This is a genomic window from Ralstonia flaminis, assembly GCF_958415495.1.
Taxonomy (GTDB): Bacteria; Pseudomonadota; Gammaproteobacteria; order Burkholderiales; family Burkholderiaceae; genus Ralstonia; species Ralstonia flaminis.
In genome coordinates, this window is the sequence record NZ_CATZLL010000010.1 from 102722 (window position 1) to 122279 (window position 19558).

The 19558-nt window shown below is 62.3% G+C and carries 18 protein-coding genes; 9 read left to right on the forward strand and 9 right to left on the reverse strand.

Annotation, left to right across the window (positions count from 1 at the left end; translation table 11 throughout):
* Positions 1–51 precede the first annotated feature (51 nt).
* The 3 genes from cadR to R2N11_RS16295 all read left to right on the forward strand — a co-directional run bounded on the left by cadR (position 52) and on the right by R2N11_RS16295 (position 3543).
* Positions 52–483: a Cd(II)/Pb(II)-responsive transcriptional regulator gene (gene cadR, locus R2N11_RS16285; protein ID WP_009277754.1), complete on the forward strand. Its 432-nt coding sequence runs from the start codon at positions 52–54 to the stop codon at positions 481–483.
* 144 nt (positions 484–627) lie between these two features.
* Positions 628–2556 carry an FTR1 family protein gene (locus tag R2N11_RS16290; RefSeq protein ID WP_012435721.1) on the forward strand — a complete coding sequence of 643 codons (1929 nt, stop codon included), beginning with the start codon at positions 628–630 and terminating at the stop codon, positions 2554–2556.
* Positions 2557–2580: 24 nt separating this feature from the next.
* Positions 2581–3543, forward strand: coding sequence for a site-specific integrase (locus R2N11_RS16295; protein WP_012435720.1), 963 nt, complete (start codon positions 2581–2583; stop codon positions 3541–3543).
* A gap of 99 nt (positions 3544–3642) precedes the next feature.
* Here the strand turns inward: R2N11_RS16295 and R2N11_RS16300 are convergent, their stop codons facing one another.
* The 7 genes from R2N11_RS16300 to R2N11_RS16330 form a co-directional block, all read right to left on the reverse strand.
* Positions 3643–6576 carry a Tn3 family transposase gene (locus R2N11_RS16300; RefSeq protein WP_012435719.1) on the reverse strand — a complete coding sequence of 978 codons (2934 nt, stop codon included), beginning with the start codon at positions 6574–6576 and terminating at the stop codon, positions 3643–3645.
* A 157-nt stretch (positions 6577–6733) separates the two neighbouring features.
* Complete coding sequence (locus R2N11_RS16305; protein ID WP_012435718.1) at positions 6734–6979, reverse strand: hypothetical protein; 246 nt, start codon at positions 6977–6979, stop codon at positions 6734–6736.
* Positions 6980–7071: 92 nt separating this feature from the next.
* Positions 7072–9396, reverse strand: a complete 2325-nt coding sequence (locus R2N11_RS16310) for an AAA family ATPase (protein ID WP_012755750.1) — start codon at positions 9394–9396, stop codon at positions 7072–7074.
* On the reverse strand, positions 9378–9890 hold the full coding sequence (locus tag R2N11_RS16315; RefSeq protein WP_012435716.1) for a hypothetical protein: 513 nt from the start codon (positions 9888–9890) through the stop codon (positions 9378–9380). Before R2N11_RS16315 ends, R2N11_RS16310 begins: the two co-directional genes overlap by 19 nt.
* Before the next feature lie 144 nt (positions 9891–10034).
* The gene (locus R2N11_RS16320) at positions 10035–11447 is read right to left on the reverse strand and encodes a metallophosphoesterase family protein (RefSeq protein WP_012435715.1); all 1413 of its coding nucleotides are present in this window, start codon (positions 11445–11447) and stop codon (positions 10035–10037) included.
* Between the two features lie 121 nt (positions 11448–11568).
* The gene (locus R2N11_RS16325) at positions 11569–12846 is read right to left on the reverse strand and encodes a recombination directionality factor (protein WP_012435714.1); all 1278 of its coding nucleotides are present in this window, start codon (positions 12844–12846) and stop codon (positions 11569–11571) included.
* On the reverse strand, positions 12798–13115 hold the full coding sequence (locus tag R2N11_RS16330) for a DUF7696 family protein (protein ID WP_012435713.1): 318 nt from the start codon (positions 13113–13115) through the stop codon (positions 12798–12800). Before R2N11_RS16330 ends, R2N11_RS16325 begins: the two co-directional genes overlap by 49 nt.
* A gap of 640 nt (positions 13116–13755) precedes the next feature.
* On the opposite strand from R2N11_RS16330, the gene R2N11_RS16335 reads away from it, so the two are divergent.
* From R2N11_RS16335 to R2N11_RS16360, 6 genes are all read left to right on the forward strand, one after another.
* Positions 13756–14343, forward strand: coding sequence for a hypothetical protein (locus tag R2N11_RS16335; RefSeq protein ID WP_012435712.1), 588 nt, complete (start codon positions 13756–13758; stop codon positions 14341–14343).
* A gap of 193 nt (positions 14344–14536) precedes the next feature.
* Positions 14537–15217: a hypothetical protein gene (locus tag R2N11_RS16340; RefSeq protein WP_012435711.1), complete on the forward strand. Its 681-nt coding sequence runs from the start codon at positions 14537–14539 to the stop codon at positions 15215–15217.
* Between the two features lie 10 nt (positions 15218–15227).
* Positions 15228–15611 carry a bactofilin family protein gene (locus R2N11_RS16345; RefSeq protein ID WP_012435710.1) on the forward strand — a complete coding sequence of 128 codons (384 nt, stop codon included), beginning with the start codon at positions 15228–15230 and terminating at the stop codon, positions 15609–15611.
* Positions 15612–15770: 159 nt separating this feature from the next.
* A complete protein-coding gene (locus R2N11_RS16350; protein WP_012435708.1) occupies positions 15771–16502 on the forward strand; it encodes a hypothetical protein in 732 nt (243 codons plus the stop codon).
* 10 nt (positions 16503–16512) lie between these two features.
* Positions 16513–17202: a hypothetical protein gene (locus R2N11_RS16355; protein ID WP_012435707.1), complete on the forward strand. Its 690-nt coding sequence runs from the start codon at positions 16513–16515 to the stop codon at positions 17200–17202.
* A gap of 129 nt (positions 17203–17331) precedes the next feature.
* Complete coding sequence (locus tag R2N11_RS16360) at positions 17332–17610, forward strand: hypothetical protein (protein WP_231887671.1); 279 nt, start codon at positions 17332–17334, stop codon at positions 17608–17610.
* Between the two features lie 174 nt (positions 17611–17784).
* Here R2N11_RS16360 and R2N11_RS16365 read toward each other — a convergent pair whose 3' ends face one another.
* Together R2N11_RS16365 and R2N11_RS16370 are read right to left on the reverse strand one after the other, a co-directional pair.
* Positions 17785–18189 carry a hypothetical protein gene (locus R2N11_RS16365; protein WP_021197377.1) on the reverse strand — a complete coding sequence of 135 codons (405 nt, stop codon included), beginning with the start codon at positions 18187–18189 and terminating at the stop codon, positions 17785–17787.
* Between the two features lie 143 nt (positions 18190–18332).
* Positions 18333–19550, reverse strand: coding sequence for a vWA domain-containing protein (locus tag R2N11_RS16370; protein WP_012435703.1), 1218 nt, complete (start codon positions 19548–19550; stop codon positions 18333–18335).
* Between the last annotated feature and the right edge of the window lie 8 nt (positions 19551–19558).

Sequence of the window (19558 nt, forward strand, 5' to 3'; positions counted from 1 at the left end):
AAGTACACACTCTATAGCTACTATAGAGTCAAGGGACTTCGGCCCGACATCATGAACATTCAGATCGGTGAATTCGCCAAGCGCACGGCCTGCCCGATTCAAACCATCCGGTACTACGAGCGCGAAGGCCTGTTGCCGCCGCCGGACCGCAGCTCGGGCAACTTCCGGCTGTACAGCGAGCGGCACATTGAGCGGCTGCAGTTCATCCTCCACTGCCGGTCATTGGACATGCCGCTGAACGACGTGCGGACACTCCTGCGCTACCGCGAGCGACCGGACGAGGATTGCGGCGCGGTGAACACCCTCCTGGACAAGCACATCGAGGAAGTCGAGCGGCGTATCGAGGCACTGGGGGTGTTAAAGCACCATTTGTGCGCGCTGCGCGAGACCTGTTCCGACGGGCGAGCTGCAGAAGCTTGCGGAATCCTGCAGGGGTTGTCCGAAGGTAGCGGCACGTGCACTGGAGACGGCACGCACCGCTGACACGAAGGGGAATGGCCGAACGGGTTCGCTATGTGACCCCTTCGGCCGCATGTTTTTTGACCAGCGCGACATCTGCGTCACGAAACATGAATTACAATCATTCTCATTTAAAGCCATTTCTCCCGCTTCGCCGGTAGGCTCTTCATGCAACTGCAGCGCGTCGTCACCCTCATCCTGTTCTACCTGCTGACATCGGTTTCAAGCGCGTACGCCGACACGCTGTCCACTCAAGACAAGACCAAGCAGGTCTGGCAATTACTCGACTATCTGGCGGTCGATTACGGTCGCTCCGTCAAGGACGGCCAGGTGGCCAATGCCGATGAGTACGCCGAAATGCAGGAGTTTGCGCATGCGGCGCAGCGCCAGATTGCCGAGTTGCCGGCGGGGCCACAGACGCAAGCCTTGCTCAAGGATGCTGGCGCGTTGCGCACGCTCATCGCCGACAAGGCCGCACCCACCGTCGTCGGTGAACAGGCGCATAAGCTCGCGGACAGCTTGCTGGCCGCCTACCCGGTGCCGATGGCGCCCAGCAAGGTGCCCGACCTGAAGCATGGAGCTACGCTGTATCAAAGCCAGTGCGCGTCCTGCCATGGCAACACCGGACACGCCGATGGTCCGCTGGCCGCCAAGCTGAGCCCGCCCCCCATAGCCCTGGCCGATCATCAGCGCGCCCAGGAGCGCAGCGTCTTCGCCCTCCAGCAGATCATCACGCGCGGTGTCGAGGGCACCTCGATGCCGAGCTTCGCGCAGCTCACTGACGATGATCGCTGGGCACTGGCCTATTTTGCGTCGACCTTGTCCTATTCCGATGCGGACCGGCAAGCCGGCGCCAAATTGTGGGCATCCCGCCCGGAGCTGCATAGCGCGGTGCCGACGCTCGCCAAGCTCAGCCAGACGCCAGAAGCGTTGCTGGCCAAGACGATCAGCCCGGATGCCGCGCGGCAATTGACCGCCTATTTGAGAAGCGCGCCGGATGTGCTGAACGCCTCCAACGCAGACAGTCTCGCAATCGCCAAGGACAAGCTCAAAGAGAGCGTAGCCGCCTTCGACCAGGGCGACAAAGCGACTGCCTCGCGCCTGGCGCTCTCCGCCTACCTCGACGGCTTCGAGCCGGTCGAACCGGCCCTGGCCGCCAAGAACCAGTCGCTGTTCCAGGACATCGAAAAAATGATGGGCCTGTATCGCAACGCGATCACTACCGGTCAGGCCGAGCAGGTACGGGACATCGCGCAGCATCTGCAGACGATGCTGACTGAAGCCCAGGATGCACTGGGTGGCACCAACGACCCGCTGTCGACGTTCCTGGGCGCCTTGACGATCCTGCTGCGCGAGGGCCTGGAGGCACTGCTTGTCGTGGTCGCCATGATGGCCTTCCTGAAGAAGGCCGAACGCACCGACGTGCTGCCATACGTCCATGCCGGCTGGATTGTTGCGCTGGCCGCCGGTGGACTGACGTGGGCCGTCGCTACCTACCTGGTGGATTTGAGCGGTGCCAGCCGCGAGATGACCGAAGGCTTCTCGGCAATCTTTGCGGCCGTGGTCCTGCTCGGCGTGGGCATGTGGATGCACCAGAAGAGCCTGGCCGGTCGCTGGCAGGCCTATGTGAAGCAGAAGCTGTCCTCCGCGCTGAACAAGCGCTCGGCGATCATGCTGTTCGTGCTGTCATTCGTGACGGTGTACCGCGAGGTGTTCGAGACCGTGCTGTTCTACGCCGCGCTGTGGAGCGAAGGGAACGGCATCTACCTGCTGGCCGGCTTGGGCTCCGGGATTGCGATCCTGGCGATCATCGCCGTCGTGCTGCTGCGCTCCTCGGCGCGCCTGCCGATCCGCCAGTTCTTTGCCTTCAGCTCGGCTCTGGTCGCGGTCCTGGCAGTGGTGCTGATCGGCAAGGGCGTTGCGGCGTTGCAGAAGGTTGGTTTTCTGCACATCACGCCGATTTCGATGCCGCGTATTGACGTGCTGGGGATTTACCCGTCCATGCAGACGGTGATCGCACAGGTGGCGATCTTGCTGATCATTGTGCTCAGCTTCGCGTATAACCTCCGATCGCAGAAGGCATCGAGCAAAGCGTAGTCGCTACCTTGATTTGAGAGTTCAATGGCGGATATCGACAGGTATCTGCAGGCAGCGACCCGCGATCACACACGGCGCAGCTATCAGTCCGCCATCCGTCATTTCGAGCAAGAGTGGGGTGGCTTCCTGCCGGCCAGCGCCGACAGCGTTGCACGCTATCTGGCTGAGCACGCACAGACGCTTTCCATCAACACGCTGCGCCAACGGTTGGCTGCGATCGCGCAGTGGCACGTTTCGCAGGGCTTTCCCGACCCCACGCGAGCACCGCACGTCCGCAAGGTGCTCAAGGGCATCCAGGCACTGCACCCCGCGCAGGAGCGGCGCGCCAAGCCATTGCAGCTCGCCCAGTTGGAGCAACTGGTTGCCTCGCTGGATGCGCAGATCGCGACCGCCTCGTCTGAGGGCAACGCCCATCAACTCCAGGTGCATACCCGCAACAAGGCGCTGGTGCTGATCGGCTTCTGGCGGGGCTTCCGGTCGGACGAACTGAGTCGGCTGCAGATCGAGCACATCACGGTGGAGCCCGGCCGGGGCATGACGATTTTCCTGCCGCGCACCAAGACGGACCGCAACCATGTCGGTACGACCCACAAGGCGCCCGCGTTGTCGCGCTTGTGCCCAGTCGCCGCCTACGAGGCCTGGTTGGCGGCGTCCGGCCTGACCGAGGGCCCCGCGTTCCGCAGGATTGACCGCTGGAGCCGAATCGCAGCCGATGGACTGCAGGCCAGCAGCATCGTGCCTTTGTTGCGCGCGCTGCTCCATCGCGCAGGACTGCCGCAATCGGACCGCTACAGCAGCCACTCACTACGACGGGGCTTTGCAACCTGGGCGAACTCGAACCAGTGGGATCTCAAGATGCTGATGGAATACGTCGGCTGGAAGGACGTACGCTCGGCCATGCGCTATATCGACGCGGCCGACCCATTTGCCCAGCATCGGATCGAAACAGCGCTGTCGGTCGCACCCCGGCCGGGCATTGCAGTCTGACAGGTCCGGTCTGGCGGACCTCTGCCATTGCTTTGACGCAGTAACCTTGCATGAACCTCTAATAAACGCGATTGCGGCCGACCCGTGCCAAGCAGGACTTCATGCTTGGCTCGCACGCCGGCGAGGTGCCGCCTCCAACAGGGCATCCTGAAATTGGTGGATCTTGAAGCTCAAAACGCCCCGGAAATTCACATGGGCGAAGTGTGCCGGCCCCATGCGGCGCAGCCAGTCATCGTCGATCCGTTGCCCCTTGCGCTGCCACGTATCCACCGTCGTTTGCATCCGCTCGGTATTCCAGGCAATCACCAGATTGGTCAGCAGCGAGAGCGCCCCGGAAATCGCGATCATCTCGTCCTGGCGGCGACCGCGCTCGTGTTGGACCTTACTCATATAAATCGCCCGCTGGAGATGGTGCACGGATTCACCCCGATTGAGGAGCGTGCGCAACTCGCGACGAAACTCGATGTTGCTGAAAAAGTCGCATAGGAACAGCGTGCGCAGCAGCTTGCCCAGGTGATCCGCTGCCCGGTGGATCGGGTCACCCTGGGCAGCACTGCCGAAGCGTTGCAGCGCAACGATCGCGCTCACGCGCCCCGCGTGAATGGACGCCACCAGGCGTAGCAAGCCATCCCAGCCGTCGCGGATCGCCTTGAGGGAGACCTCGTGCGACACGGCAGCCGACAATCCCTCCGTCACCGACAGGGCACGCGGCAGGTACAGCTTGCGCTCCGACAGGTTGCGCAGCCAGGGACAGAGGTCAAAGCCAAGTAGCTTGGCCACCGCCATCCCCACGTTCGTGTAGCCATGGGTGTCGACGGCGAGCCGCAGCAGCCCACCGTCAGCGCGGGTTTCGTTGTGACGCATGACGCCTTCGATCGCCGCGCCAGTTTGGCGCTCGTTGAGCACCATCGGCTGGTTGTAGACGATCCCATGCTGATCCAGCACGTGCGTATAGACGCCAGCGGCGTGCGTGCGTCGGCGGGGATCAGCGCGCGCGTAGAACAGATGTGGGGACGTGTCCAGGCTCATGGAGTCGCTGGAGGCGAGTTGGCCGGTGCCCCATAGATCGGTGATCGGGTGCGTGCGCTGGAACTCCACCACACGTTCGTTGGCGCGGCGCAGCCGGCCGGGCATTTCCAGGGAGCGCATCGCGGTGGAGACGTGCGCGAGGTCCAACTGCGGGATCATCGCCGCGACGCCCTTGGCATCCAGTTCGGTGCCGTGCGCGATCAGGGCTGCATAAAGGGAGACGAGTTCGTGGGCATCCCGCGCCTTGCGCGCCAACAGCACTTCACTGAAATTGGTGCGCGCATCCATCTCCAGAATCATGTCGGCAAACTGTGCGCTGCCGATGTCCTTGAACAGCAGATCTCGGGTGCGTTGAGGCGTGGTATCCGTGGTCTGCGCTTCCAATGGCGACAAATGCAGGATGCCGTCCGCGTCGATCGTAAAGTGGCCAGCCTCACGGGCCTCGTCCAGCGCAGCGAGACCCGCCTTCAAATGCTCGGTCAGGCGATCAAGATAGAGCCTCGCTTGGCTTGGCAGGCCGAGCGAAGACAGATGCCGGTCGCGGTCGACCTCCCACTGTGCCGGCGGAATCAGCAACTGGTCTCGTTCTCGAAACGACAGGCTATGGTTGATCCACACCGTGCCGCGGCGCAGCCCCTTGCGCAAACTCATTACAGCAGAGGCCTCCAAGGCACGCAGCGCGCGCTGGCGGTCCTCACCGTCGACCAGGTCGCGCCAACTGGCGCTCACTGGCACATTGCAGTCTGGCGGCAACTCCGTCATGCCCCGATCGTGCAAACCGCCAACGAGATCGAGTTGGCGCATGGCAGGATCGTTACCGTGACTGGCGAATTCCAACGCCCGCAAGGGTGTCAGGAGGTTGCGGAGTCGGTGGTGGTCTTCGGTAAGGGTTTCGCGCACGCTTGCGGCGTGACTTGCCGGCGGCCGACTGGACAGACCCTTAAGCAGCTTGCCGATGTCGGCCAGTCGGTCCTCGGCCGAGCGGCGGGTATCGTCCACCAGGGCCTTGATCTCCACCAGTTGCTGCCGGTATTCGATCGCCGAGCGGGCTTGCTTCGTCGTGGTCTTGTTGTACGCCTGCCGGACCAGGTCTGAGATACGGCGCCCGCTTTGGTACACCATGGCGTCAGTCAACTCCAGCAAGGTGACACGCAGGAAGAACACCAGTTCGAGCGTGCGCGTCGACGCTTTGAGTTCGCGGATTTTGGCGGGACGGCGGGCCTGGATACGTTGGCCGTAGGCCCGCTGTTTCTCGATGGGGACCGCGTCAAATGTCCAGGTATGCGCGCCGAGGTCCTTCAAGAAGCTGATCTTGGCCAGCATCTCGGTCATCGTTGACGGGCTGTGGCGCGCGGGTGGGGTCTTGAGCCATTCCAGCACCGTCGTGCCCGATGTGGCGTGCTGGGCAAACACCGCAGCCTCGGCCCGCAGGATCTGCTCGCGCGAGACCACCACGTCGATCATGGCCAGCAGATCCCGCTCGATGCCCGCCCAGATGGAGCGGGCCAGATCCTGCAGCGCACGCGTCGACGGGATCAGAATGCGCCGTTCGTACAACCAGTAGTGCGCGTGCTGAAGCAGTTCCTCAACGGTCAGCGATTCGGCGGCGTCCTGACGCATCCAGGCTTCGAGTCCGGCCCATTGCTCGTCATCGAGGCGTGTCAGGCCCAGATATTGGAGGGCCCAGACCTGATGCTCATACAGCGTCGGGTATCGCTGGTAAATGGTGCGCAGCGAGGCGATCGTTGGTGTCTCGACGGCGAGTTTTTCGCCGATATAGCGCAGCAACTGACGGGGGAGTGTGTTGAGTTGGTCCAGCGTACGGCCGCTGGCGCGCAGAAAGACCAACTGAATGGCGACTCCAGGGCGGCTGGCGCGTCGGAACTTCTGGTTGATCGCGGCGACATCGCTAGCGGTCAACGCGAAGTAATGCTCGACGTCGAACTCCGGCAGACGCGTGGGTAGGGAGTCTCTTCCCACATAGCGAAATTCCAAGCCCGGCATCTTGTGCCCCCGTCAAGGTGGCGCGATCCGAAATCGCGGGCGAATATCGTACTCCCGAAGTCACTGGAGGGCAGCAGACAATTGTCGGCAGAGACCTGGGGCCCTTATGAATAAAGGCTCTGCGGGGAAACCGTAAGAAAATGCACGAAAAGGACAATTACCCCGCAAACTGCGGAAACAACGTGGCCAGCGCCTGCTGATCGGTTTCGACGAACGTGCGCAGGCCATCCATCGCGACGACCAGTTGGTGATCAAACATGTCCGCTTCATCCGACAGATCAACGCGGACCGAGGCCTTGAAGGCTGCGAGCGCCTTCTCGCGCGTCACGTCTGCCCCCATCCAGCCCAGACTGCGAATGAACGTGTGCACTTCTTTTTTTCTGTGGGAGAAGCCGTTCAGCATCGACGGCTGAGATTTGAATCGTAGTCATTTCGATATCTCAAAAAAAAAATGGTCCGCCTCTGGTGAGAGCGGACCAATATGGTTGGTGGAACCTACTGAGTGGCCAGTGCGACCACATCGATGACAGCATCGGCCTCGTCGACCAGATCGGGTGTTTGCGAGATGAAGAACTCCCGCTCATACCCTCCCTGGCGCAACACCTCGCGCTTCATTTTCATGAACTCGCGCTTGCGCTCCGGATCAAGCGGGCCATCCGCCTCGTCCGTGAACAACGTCTGGAAGGCGGTGCCGGCGCCCTGCGCGCGATATAGCGCAATACCACGCGTCAGGCATTCGTTGATCCACACCTTCTGCCCGCCGGACATGACCGCGAACTCCTTCTCGCTGTCAGCCTGAGCGTCGTGGACACGAATCTCAAACCCCTCACGCTTATCGCCGTTGGCCAGCTCCGTTTGCGTGTGGATACCGATTGTGAATCGGGGTCCATAGCACGCCAGGAGCAGGTCGTTGACCTTCTTCGTGATTTCAGGGCCTGCATCGTCGATCGACAGCGCAATCACACCGTCATTGCCCAAGGCCTTGCCGAGCAGCTTCCACGACGAAATCTCGTCGGAGATCCGCTCTGCCTTACGCTGCACAACGGGTAGTGCCTCCAGATCAACCAGGAGGCCCTGCCGCTCGGTGCTGAGCGCAGTCTGAGTCCGGATCAGTGCTTCAATCCGGCCTTCGAACTGGGCAATGCGCTCGCGCGAGCTGGCAACCTGACGATCAAAGTCCGCGATCTTTCCGGTAACGTCGGCACTTTGCAGTGACGTAACCTCCCGGTTGATCGTGGCCAACTGATCGTCCGTCGCAACAACGTCGCGCTGGTATCGCTCCTTTCGGGCGGCAGCTTCGGCGTTCAGCTCGACCAGATCACGCTCGGCCTTCGCCAGCGTCTCTTGGGCGTCGTCAAGCAATGGCTTCTGCGCAGCAAGTTCGGTCAGCCGTTGCAACTCCCGTTGGTCGGCCGCCACCTGCCCCTGCAGTGCTCGAAGTGAAGCACGTTGGCCCGCCAACGGCGCGAGCTGCTCATCGAGCGCCGTCTTGAGCTTGAGCTTGTCCCGGTAGCCGGTTCGAAGCTCTGCCAACGAGATCCGCACTTCCGTGAGATCCGTGCTCGCCCTGCGCGCCTGAGCCAGCAATGGGCACGTCGAGTGCATCGGATTGTCCCGGCACGGAACAGACTCAATGACGTCGGCCTGGCCCTTCAGCGACTTTTCAAGGACAGCCTTCGATTCACCTTGACCGGCCATGTTTTGCAATTCGCCGATGATGCGCGATTGGTCAGGCACAACCTTTTCGAGCTGAGCAATCCCCTCTTGCAGCCGAATTGCCTCCGACTGTCGCTGCGTGACGGTCAATTGCAAAGCATCACGCGAGGTTGCGGCCGCCAGGATGGCGGTGCTGCTGGCCAGGATTGCGCGGCGGCTTGAAATGACGGCCCCCAGTTCCTTGGCTTGCGCCTCGGTACGTTGCACGGCAGCCCGTTCGTCGTTGTCAAGCGTTCGGCGCCTTGCTTCCTGGGCCACCTTCTGTTGGCCAAGCTCACGCATGCGCGCTTCTGCTACGGTGCTGCTCGCCTGCTTGGCTGCAAGCGTCGCACGCTCCTGAACCATCTGCGCATTGGCCTCCAGCTCACGATCACGCGCCTGGCGGGTCTCAACCAACGAGGCCTCCGCCTGCTCGATCTCCAAGGAGAGTCGTGCAACACGATCGCGCCGACCAACCAGGCTGGTGATGTTGTGCTGAACGACATCCAAAGCACGGCCGAGGCACTTCGCCACGTCCATAGCCTTGCCCGACAGCTCACGCATCCGCTCCAGACCAAGCAGCTCAGCAAGCAACTTCTTGATTTCAGAGGTCTGGTAGCCAGCAATCGGCCGTCGGTTCTGGGCAGAGAAGACACTGGTGAAGAACGCCTCCGATGATCCGAGGACCGATTCCACACAGCGGTTGTACGTCTCCGCCTTACCGTCAGACAGCGATCCGTCTGCCAGTTGAACCGGTTGCCATACGCCGTCCGAGCCAAGCACAAACAGGTAGTACTCGGCCTTGCGCGTCTTGCCAGAATTACGAAACGCGAACTGTGACCGGTATTGCTGGCCATCGTGCTCCCATTCCAAATCCTTTTCGGCCCGGGTACCCGTGAGGTGGTCCCAGTACGAAAACGCATCGGCCGACATCTTCGATGCATGGCTAGGCATCAGCGGATACGGATGCAGGTTGTCCATGATCGTCGTTTTGCCGGCACCGTTAGGGCCCATCACGGCGATCAGTCCGGTCGGCAGCTCGCGCAGGTCGACCGTCACACTGTCGCGGTGCATCCCATCCAGGATGCCGCGAAAGCCAGACAGGGTCAGTTTGAGAGGTCGCATGGTGCCCCCTCACCGCTGAAGCCAGTCATGTAGTAGTCGCCGGGGATCTCCAGCACCTCACGCGAGTCGTCATACGTGACGACGACGTCGACTTCCGGCTTGCCGGCTAGTGCGCGCTCGAACGAACGCACGGCCGCGAAAAATTGCGTCCGTGCCAGGTCAAGCACCTCCGGAAAGGTGGTGCATGCGGTCAAGGCCTTGAGTTCAGCCTCACTCCACTGGCTGGTGTAGCCGTTGGAGAGGGACCACAGAAGGTTCTGCACCTGGACCGTGGGCGCCACGGTAAAAACCGTGCGCTCACCGTCCGTTTCGACAGCCATGACGAGCATGTGGCCGCGCGTGGCGATCACCGCGCCACGACCATGACCGAACGGCTGGAACAGCATCGCACGAGTGAATTCGTGCTTGCCCACCAACCGCGCGGCCAACTCGGAGGCCGGCAGATCGGCTTCAAAGCAACGGGTCCACTGGGAACCTGCGGGATAGAGAATCATGATGCACTCCAAAAATTGGGCGAAGCGCATCCCCAACGGGTTGTGCGCCCGTCCGGGTTCAAAGGAATAGGTACTGCTGGTCGATGCGTCGTAGACGCGGGGAAAACCGAGTTTCGACAGCCCCGAAGGCTGTCGGAACGTGGCTCACACGTTCAAGGGTTGGGCGGCATCTGCCGCGAAAAGGTCATCGGTCAGCCAATCCAACGACGATTGGTTCTGAACTTGGTCAGCGTCCTGCCAGGCCGGCTGAACTGTCACCGGCTCAGCCGTGGCGGACGCCACCGTTTCACCGTTGTCGGCAGCAGACCCGCTCTCCAACGAGGCGACCACTCGATCCGCGATGTCTTGCGGCTCCAGTGCCTCCAGGATGGACAGGCGCTCCAGCAACGCGTCCGGCTTCACGTCGGTCAAACCGCACCAACGCTGAACCTTCTCACCGAGAGTCGCCGCGCGGCTGATGCCCTCCGCACGGCTTCTGACGGCAGGCAACACACGCGGATCCAGCTTCAGCTCCGCGGCGCCGGCGAACAGCGTGCGGATGGCCTCGCGGTCGACCAGCTGGCGATGCTCCTCGTCAATGGTCCAGCGAACGCGCACGAACTTGTCCTGCGTTTGCTCGGCGATGTTGGCCAGGCGCTCCATATCCGGCGGGCCGTCGAAATCGACACAGACCGTTTCGCGCGCCGGCGTTTCCACCTGCACCGCTTCGGCCCGGCCCGGCTTGATCTGCCAGCTCAGGTAGCCCTTCTTGCCCTTTTCGCCGTAGTGGAAGCACCCGATGGAACCGGCGTAACCGACCAGCCGGCCTTCGCGTTCCCACAACTGCATCGCATGGATATGTCCCAGCATGAAGGCATCGCACTCGGCTTCGAACAGCGCGCCGAGCGAGAACTCATGGTCGAACCCGGCCATCGGTACGCCGTGCTCGGTGTAGCAGCCATTGACCGTTCCATGCGACACACCGATGGTTCGGATGCCTTTGGACCGCAACAGCCGATTCACCTTGCCGGCGGCACCCAGGAATACCGTCAGATGCTCGCCCACCGCGGTTGCCGCATCCATGGCGCCCACGATGCCCGCCAGCACAGCCTTGTTGACGGTCGGAACGCAGGTGAACACAGCAGAGGGTGTGCCCTCCTGCAGCAGCGTTTCCAGCTCTTCGACGGTGAACAGCGGGCCGGCCGATGGCAGGAACGTCGATCCGACGAGCGCAACCTGGTGAATGCGATCGGCGACGTAGACGGGGTGGCGGCTACCGATCAGCCGGAACAGGTCCAGCGTGCCCGGCGGCTCATGCGAGAAGGTCCCCTGCAGCATGAGGACCGGCATGTGGCCCGACAGCGCATGAATGCGCTCGGCAAGCACCCGCAGTGCCGGCGTGTGCGCGTCGAGCCGATGATCGGTTGCGTCACCGGAAACGATACCCACATGGCAACCACGCGCGACCGCATCTTCCACGGCGAAACCGAAGCATCGGTCCGCTTCCACCAACCGCTCAGTCGAATAGTGCAGGTCGGAAAAATGACCCACGTGAAGGCTTTCGCCATCGTTGGGCATGCTCACCTCCTATGGAATAGCCGCAACCAGAACGGTCACAGCAACAGAAAAGAAAAACGGCGTCGGGGGAACTCTCGACGCCGCACGTTGATGCTACGACCAGGCGCCAAGCCGGCGCAGGTCAAGCTGAGAACAGACTGCCATCGAACTCCGCTTTCACCTTCTCGCGGAAGGCGGGAGGAGACACGAGAGCCACACCCATCTCATCGATCAGCGCTCGCATGTCCTGCTCGCGCTTGGTCCAGCCCTTGCCAAACTTGGAGTGTGCGTACACGCGCAAATGCTCGCGCGTTTCCTGCCCCTCCATGCCCAGCGCCACGATGAGACGTTCAAACTGCTCGGCGATAGAGCCGCCGACAGGCGGCTCGCTCTGCGCTCCTGGCTGACCACCCTCCTCGCCTGACGTTGGCGTGGCAGTGGCGGCCGGCTCGGTCGTGGGGTGCTCCAGCAGGGCAACCGTCTGCGTACCCACCTCGATCGCAGCACCAATATGGTCAGCGCCATCCAGCAGCGCGCCCAGGTCGATTTCGGCATCCAGCGTGGTGAGCCATTGTTTCTGGCGTACCGGCAAGCCGTTATCGTCGATGCGGGAAATCTCCACTTCCTGCTTGGAGAGCCAGAACCTGGTGCCGACCAGACGGCCGCCGCGCGCAATCGCCACAGTCTGCATGGCCGCATGGGCCTTCTGCAGGACGTAGATCGAATTGGTGGGCAACTCAATCAAGCCAAGGCCTCGAATGTCAAGGATCGCAAATAGGAAGCTGGCCGTGAGGTTGCAGTGTCGGTCCTGGTATTGCGGGCAGACCTGCGGGTCGCATACGCCATCGGGAATGGCGTCGTCCTGGCGCAGGATGATGGTGCGGCCGCCGAAGATGCGCTTTGCACGCCTGGCGCGGTCACTGCGCTCGACAGGTGCGTACGTCTTGCATTGACGAAGACCATCCGCCCCGTACTGCGACCAGAACACCTTTCCCGTGCCGTTGAATACCGCCAGCTCGTTGGGGATGTTGCGCAACCAGTCGTCGAACGCAAAGACGACCGGAAAGCGCCAGAGCTTGAGGCCGTCACCGCGATCCTCCCCGTATCGGGTCAGGATCTCTTCCGCGATGGCAGGATTCGTGAAATCACTGCCACGACACGTGAAGTACGGCGTATTGCGGGGGATGAGGGCGTAGCTCAGGCCGGTTTTTCGTTCGATCTCGGAACCGATGTCCTCGAACGAGAGCCCTTGGGCGAGAAGCGCGTCGTGAATCTGGACGGCTTGGGGATTCTCCCTGGCCTTCTTGGTGAGGACCTTGATGCCAGGGCGGATCTTTCCAATGACGGGCGGCCGCAGGGGCCGCTCCTCAATTATGCTGCGCGGGGTCGCGAAGCCTGGGTGGGTTGGGATTGCGTGCATGAAACGCTCCTGTTGTTCAGGTACTGAACGACTTTGGAACGAAGGGTCTCAGCACGGTCCCCAAGATGCAGGGCGGCGTCGGCCCCGCGTTGGGTCGTTACTTCGTTGAGATATGCCGCTCGCGCGGCGTCGGAAAGGCTGGCAACGTGCGCCGCCTCGCAAAAATTTTTCCAGCTGTACGGCTGGTCCTTGTACTTCGGTCGACGGGCGTGGATCAGTTCGGCGATCTGCGCCTTGATCTGGGATTGCAACGTCATTTCGAGTGCCATGGTCAGCTCCTCCGTGTGGGGTCTCTCACTTAAAAGCAAAAAAAGCCCGCTCCGGTAACCGGAAGCGGGCTTCTTGTGAGAAACCTGCTGCCACGCCCCTTTCGGGGGCGTGGCTCACAGGGAGCGTCGTGCCAATGCACTTCGCTCAGGGGGGAGAACGTAAAGTCGTTCTCGTGCAGCATGTTCACGCCGCACAACAACCCATTTAGGACTTTCGTCCACCGCAGGTTCACGGATCAGTCGACGACAACCGTCCTGCACCCGGAGGCGCTGGAGAGAGAGACCACACATTTCCGGGGCTCAGACGGTGTTCACAGGCATGACCTAGGGTCATACACACGGGAACGCGTATTACGGCTGATAGATGGGGAGTGTCTGGCTAAGCACTCATCACAAGGGGGGATTTCCACACCAGTTGCCAACTGGTCGGCGCATGCGCAAGGCACGACTTTTTTAAGGAGATGGACTCGCTAGGGAGTCAGTTCGATGCGTCGATGACGCGAGGAGTGATTGCAGTATGCACCAGACAATCCATTAGGAATCCCGGAAAGCTCGCCAAAATAGCGTGGCTTTTGTAAGCAGCCACCGTGTTCACGTGCCGGAAAATTTCGAGTGAGAGATGAGATACCACACATGAACCATGGTCGCTGCCCAACACCCCCAGGAACTTGAGGCGCCATTAGGCGCGCCACAGCCGAGTACATCCAACTCCGGACTCAAGCCGATCGCGCGGCTGGTCGGAGAAAACAGGATTAAGCGGATCGTCCCCGAGACGGCCGCCAGTGCTCAAGTCACCTATTCCTCTGTGTACGTTCGCGATTTCCTGCGCTCCGCGTACAACTTCTGCTCTTCCAAGTTCTCAGTCGCCAGGTCAGGCAAGACCCGAGCGCTCGACGAAAAATTCCGCGAAGCCGAGCTTTGGTTCGAAAAAGCCATCGCGTGGCACGCGAACAAAAGCCAAACCCCCATCCCCATCGAGACCGATACCGTTGAGGTCCAGGTCACACATCCGCTGTCTGGGCGCCTCATTCGCCTCCTGAACCAGCACGACAGGCTGTTCGCGCTCGCCATCTTCGCCCGCGTCGCCAACTCCATATCGGCGCTCGAATTCGAGGGCACGATGAAAGTGGCCGGCAGCAAGATCGCTTCAATCCACCAGAGCTGCATCCCCGACAACGACCGTTTCGCTGCTGACGGCGCACAAGACGGCGACACCCCTGCGGGATAGCCAACCACACCACCCAACGCACCCATCGGGATGGCAGCCGGCATGGCGCCATATCCGACCTAGCAGCCAACACGGCGCCCGAAACAGTGGCCGGTACGAAGGCCAGAGGGGATTGTCGTCCCGCGCGAAGGCATCGCGGACCGAATAAACGACCTCTCAGGCGCCCCCCTCACCCCAACCGCTGGAGAGAGCCATGGATATTCGCGAAATCTACCGATTGCACCAGCAGTACTCGCACTCCCCTGTCACGATCGACATGGGCACGGCGGAAGATCATGCGGCCGCACCGGCCCTTACCTACGCCGCCGGCGGCAAGCGCCGGTGGGACCAGCACAAGCCTGCCTTGAAGGTTACTGCGATCTGCTGCGCGTTCATCGTGCTGGCCACGATTGCTGGCCTGGGGCTTGGGGACCTGTACGCCAAGAAGGGCCGGGCGGGTTCGGCGGCAGCGGCCGGGCCCGAGCAAGTCACGCACGCAGTACAGACGCAAGCGCCGGCCGCCCCTGCCTCGGCGCCGGAACCTGCAGTCGCCGCAAACCAAGCCACGCCGGCAGCCATCGGAAGCTCGACGCCCTCAGCGCCGGTTGCAGCATCTGTCACGGCCGCGCCCACTGCACCGGTGGCTCAACCACAGCGAGCCGCCCTTTCCGCAGCCGAGGTGGCGCCCCGCGAGCGCGTTCCTGCGCCGGAGAAGGTCGAAACAGCCCCGGCTCAGCCCGCTGCTCGGCGTACCGAGCGCACCGCACCCGATCAAGCCCCTGTTACGCGGCCCGCGCCGGCACCCCAACCAACCGCCACGGCACCGCGCGCCGCTACACCACCGGCACGCACCACGGAAGCGAATCGTCCGTCCGGCGACGTGAAGATGTTCTGAGGAGCAAACCATGAAAGAGCAGATGGAAATCAGCATCATCAACGAGGGCATGGCGATTCACGGCAATGTCGACATGGACCATGGCGGCTCCATCCTGGGTCTCGTCAATGGCAACGTCGTCTCGTCAGGCGGCCTTCTCCACATCGGCCCGGCCGCCGTCATCAAGGGGTCGGTCACCGGGCAGTTCGTATTGATCCAGGGCGCAGTCGAAGGCGACGTCAATGCCCAGGTCTCTCTCAAGGTGGAAGGTGCGGTCAAAGGCGAGATCCGCTACGCCGGCACGATTCGGCTCGGCCCGCACGCCAACCTGGAGGGTCGCATCACGCGCATTCCGCGCCTTTCAGCGGCGGCGCCCGCGCCTCCTGTCGAAGATGCGCTCGAATCGAGTACCTGACGCTGGCCTCTCGCCACAGCATGGCGGCAATGCGAAATCGACACGACGCAAACACCATGAAAATCACCGACGGCGTGATGGATCGACACGAGATGCCGCGCTTCCAGCTCTTTGGCTGTCTGACCAGCCGCACCAACAAACCCAACTGACAGGTCGATCATGCACCTTGCATCCAGATACGCCGCCCTCATTCCGGTCGCCGCACTCTGCCTTGGCTTGGCCGCCTGCAGCGACAAGACAACCGATACAGCCAAGCAGATCAACCGGGAGATCGAGACAACCAAGACCATCTCCGACCCGGTTTCTGCTCTGGCCAAGCTCGATCCGCTGCAGGGTAGTGGTCGAGATGCCCTGACTGGTTGCGAAGTCGTCTGTGGCGATATTGTGCAAGCCATGGCCAACCTGGACGACGCACGCACGGCGCGGATCAAGCAAGCGATGGACCGGCTCACGCCGGCAAAGCTGGCGGAATACTTCGAGGGCGACTCGATGCTGCCCCTACGCGACGACATGGCGCCCCGCATTCTCGCGGCGGCCCAGGCTTCCACGGGTACCGCAGTCAATAGTCGGCTCCTGCGTGTTGCTGGCCAGATCGTGCGCGATGGAAAATACGTGATTCGTAGCTCCGACAAGGCGGCAGAGTTGTTCGCGCGCGCCTGGTTGGCGGGCGACCCGACCGCAGCGGCGAACAACGCGCAGCTCTACGATTCGTTGCATGACCTGAACAACGCCTACCTTTGGGCGTTACGCTGCCGAGCCGAGTGCCATCCTGATGACGGCTACCGCCCGGTCAACGCGGAATCGCTACGCAGCCGCCTATCCACGGCGGCGATCCGGCAGGCCGAACAGGCGGCACTCGACCCCACCGTGCTGTCTCTCGCTGGGCGCTAGGGGAACCACCATGCGCAAGATCTCGACCCTGACCGTTGCCCTCGTGCTTTTGAGCGCGGCACAGGTCGCAGACGCCGGCCGCGGTGGCGCTGGCGGTAGCTCGACAGCAAGTCGTAGTGCCGGAGGCATTTCGCGGTCTGCCGGCGCCAGCAAGCCCGGCACCTACCGACCAGCGACCAACAGCCTTGCGCAGACTAGCACGCCAGGCGCGCGGGCGCGCGGCACACGCCGCAGTCTGCTGGAAGGTGGCGCACAGCCCTCCGCTCATTTGGCGCAGGTTATCCGCGAGCGTGAAAGCAGCGGCCCGGGATGGCTTGGCACCGCGTTCCTGGTGGCGCTGCTCAGCCGCCACGATCTCTCCGACAGTGACCGCCACTGGCTGCAGGCCAAGATCGACGCGCTCGCCGACGACGAGGCTGATGACCAATCTGGTCTCGAACCCCCGCTCGTACCCACTGTCACGTTCCTGTATGCCGGCCTGCAGGGCAATTTCATGACCGGTCGCGGGTCTACGATCCGCGTGACTGCGCACGGGACGCCTGTGAATCCGATTCCGGTGAGTTGCACCATGCCCGAGGCACGCATCAGCACGGAAGGACCCGCTGCGGTGATCGTCTGGGAACCGCGCGCGCCAGCGGCCTATGTGCTCACATGCCAAGCGGGCGGGCAGCGCGATCGACGCCTGCTCAAGGCCGGGTAGCAACCTGGCGCCGGATGGACTCGTCCTACAAGACACACCGTACATCGCTCCGTGCATCGTTTTTTGCTCGGAAAACAGGGCCAGTCGGAATATCGTGTTGAACAAATCATTGGAGACGCCGTGGAACCCGTGAGCACCTTGATCGACTGGATTGATTGTCGTGAACGCAAGCCTTCCCCGCCTGAAACACCCTATAAGGAGTACCTGGTCTGGGTGGTGCAGTTGCTACCGAATGCCGCCGGCGGCATGTACTTGCTGCAATTCAGCCGTGAACGCAACGACTGGATGCCGCTACCGTATGGTCCTGCCGGTGCACCCATGGTCGTCACGCACTACAGTGAAGTTCTTGACGTATTGGGTTCCCCTGACCCCAAACCCTATGGCCCTCGAGGGCGTGAGTACCTTTGAGGCGGGCGCTGCCGCACTTGCTCTTCAGGATAGAAAAAGAAAAAGGGGGCACTTGGCCCCCTTGGTTTGCACCCCCACCATCGGGTGGGTTCTGACACACGCGTTTACCGCGTTCAGGATAAATCCACAGAAAGCCGCTTCGCGCATCAGCCCTTTCGCCATGCCTAGCGCAAATCAGGCCGCTGGTCCGGGCACCAGGATGAGCGTGTGCAACTCTTCAGCCGTGAACAGCCGGCTGATCGAGATCCAGGGCCGGCGCTCTGCGTCGCCATCACCATAGAAGGACACAAACGGTACGTGTCCATCCATGAGGCAGTGGAAGCGCCGCTTCGCGCTGCCGCCCTGCTCGATCTCGAAATCCGCGCCGTGCTGCAGTTCGAAGATCACTGATCCCTGTCGATACTGCACCGGCTGGCCATCGCGGCCACCGGCCGCGCCGATCAGTGCGGATTCGAACCAGTCGTCAAACCCGAGATCCGTACCACCCTCTTCTACAGCCTGTTTCCAGCGGCCAATCCACCCGAGGTCGGCCGCGCGAGGAAGAGACTCGATGTCGATCGGCTCTTCTTTGTCCATCATGATGTTGCTCCTCCGGGCACAGGACTAGATATGTCGAGTGCCACAAAAATTTTGATCGATTTCGGCACGCGGTCAAATTGGGCGGAACACCCACCAACCGATGCCGGAGCAAAGAAATGCCCCGGGATGGCCCGGGGCAATGGTCAGACGATGACCTCGATGCAATCGCCGAATGGCGGGGTATGGATTCTGCGCAACGGTGTGGTTGAGGCCCACAGCACCGGATACTCCGGCGGCACTTCGGGGAACGTGCCATACATGTCCGTCAGATAGGCGAGAAACGCCGGCCGAAAGCCCTGTTCCTCCACCCACTCGAACGGCGGTGCGAAGCAGGTACCGCCGCCGCCTTTCACAGGCGCCAGTTCAAGCGCATCACCGGGCTCGAACACCTGCACCTGCGTGACACGCGCGTCACAGTCGATGACGATCAGCCGCGATGGCTTCACTTCATCGAAAACGCGGTGGATCTCGGATGCGAACTGGCGTTGCGTTTCATCGAACACCGAGCCACTCGAATCGCGCACAAACACGGCGTCCCCCACCCGCCGGCTATGAAGCGCCGGCAAATAGAGACCAAGGTGCGTGAAGCGGCGGTTCGGTATCGACCAGCTGTAGTCGGCTTGGGCCGACTCGCTTGCAAAGCGCGCGAGGGCCGCACGCCAATCGACCGCCGGCGTAACCAGTTGGTCAACCACGGTCTGCAGATCCGCACCGAACTTGCCGCGCATCTTGGCCACCTGCGCAGCCTTCATCGCCGCGACTTTCCACTGCGTCTCCGTCGAGGCCTGGTCATTGCCGCGATCCTTGCGGATGTCGCCGGGCTCATACGTCGGGCTGCCGTCGGCGTTGCCACCTTCGGCAGCGCCCTGCCCTTGTGCCGCATCGGATGCGTTCGGGTCGCGCGATGGCAGCCCAGCGCCCGTACCGCGAGCGCCCTGGGCCTGAGGCTCTTGGGGAGCCTCAGGTGGCCGTTCCTGGCGGAGCACCGCATAAATCTCCTCTGCTGACTTGCCAGTGAAGCGTTCCTCCAGCAGTGCGCCTTTCGGGAGCTTCAAGTTGGCAGCGAGCACAACCGGATTGACCGCATAGTCACAGGCCGCGTTCCACAGCTTCTGATCGCGATTGCCACGCCGCCAGCAATGCCCGCTGGCGGGGTGCAGCACCTCATGAGCGAGACACCCACGCAGTTCAAGATCGTCCAAGGTGGCCACGAACTGCGCGTTGTAGCCAAGCGCCCGGCCGTCAACCCAGAACGTGTGGCACGTGGGGTCTTCGACAGGCTTCAGACGAAGCGCCAGCGCCCCGAAGAAAGGGTGGTTCAGCACCAGTTGACCACGCTGCTTGATGATCCGTTCGAGCATGGCCACAC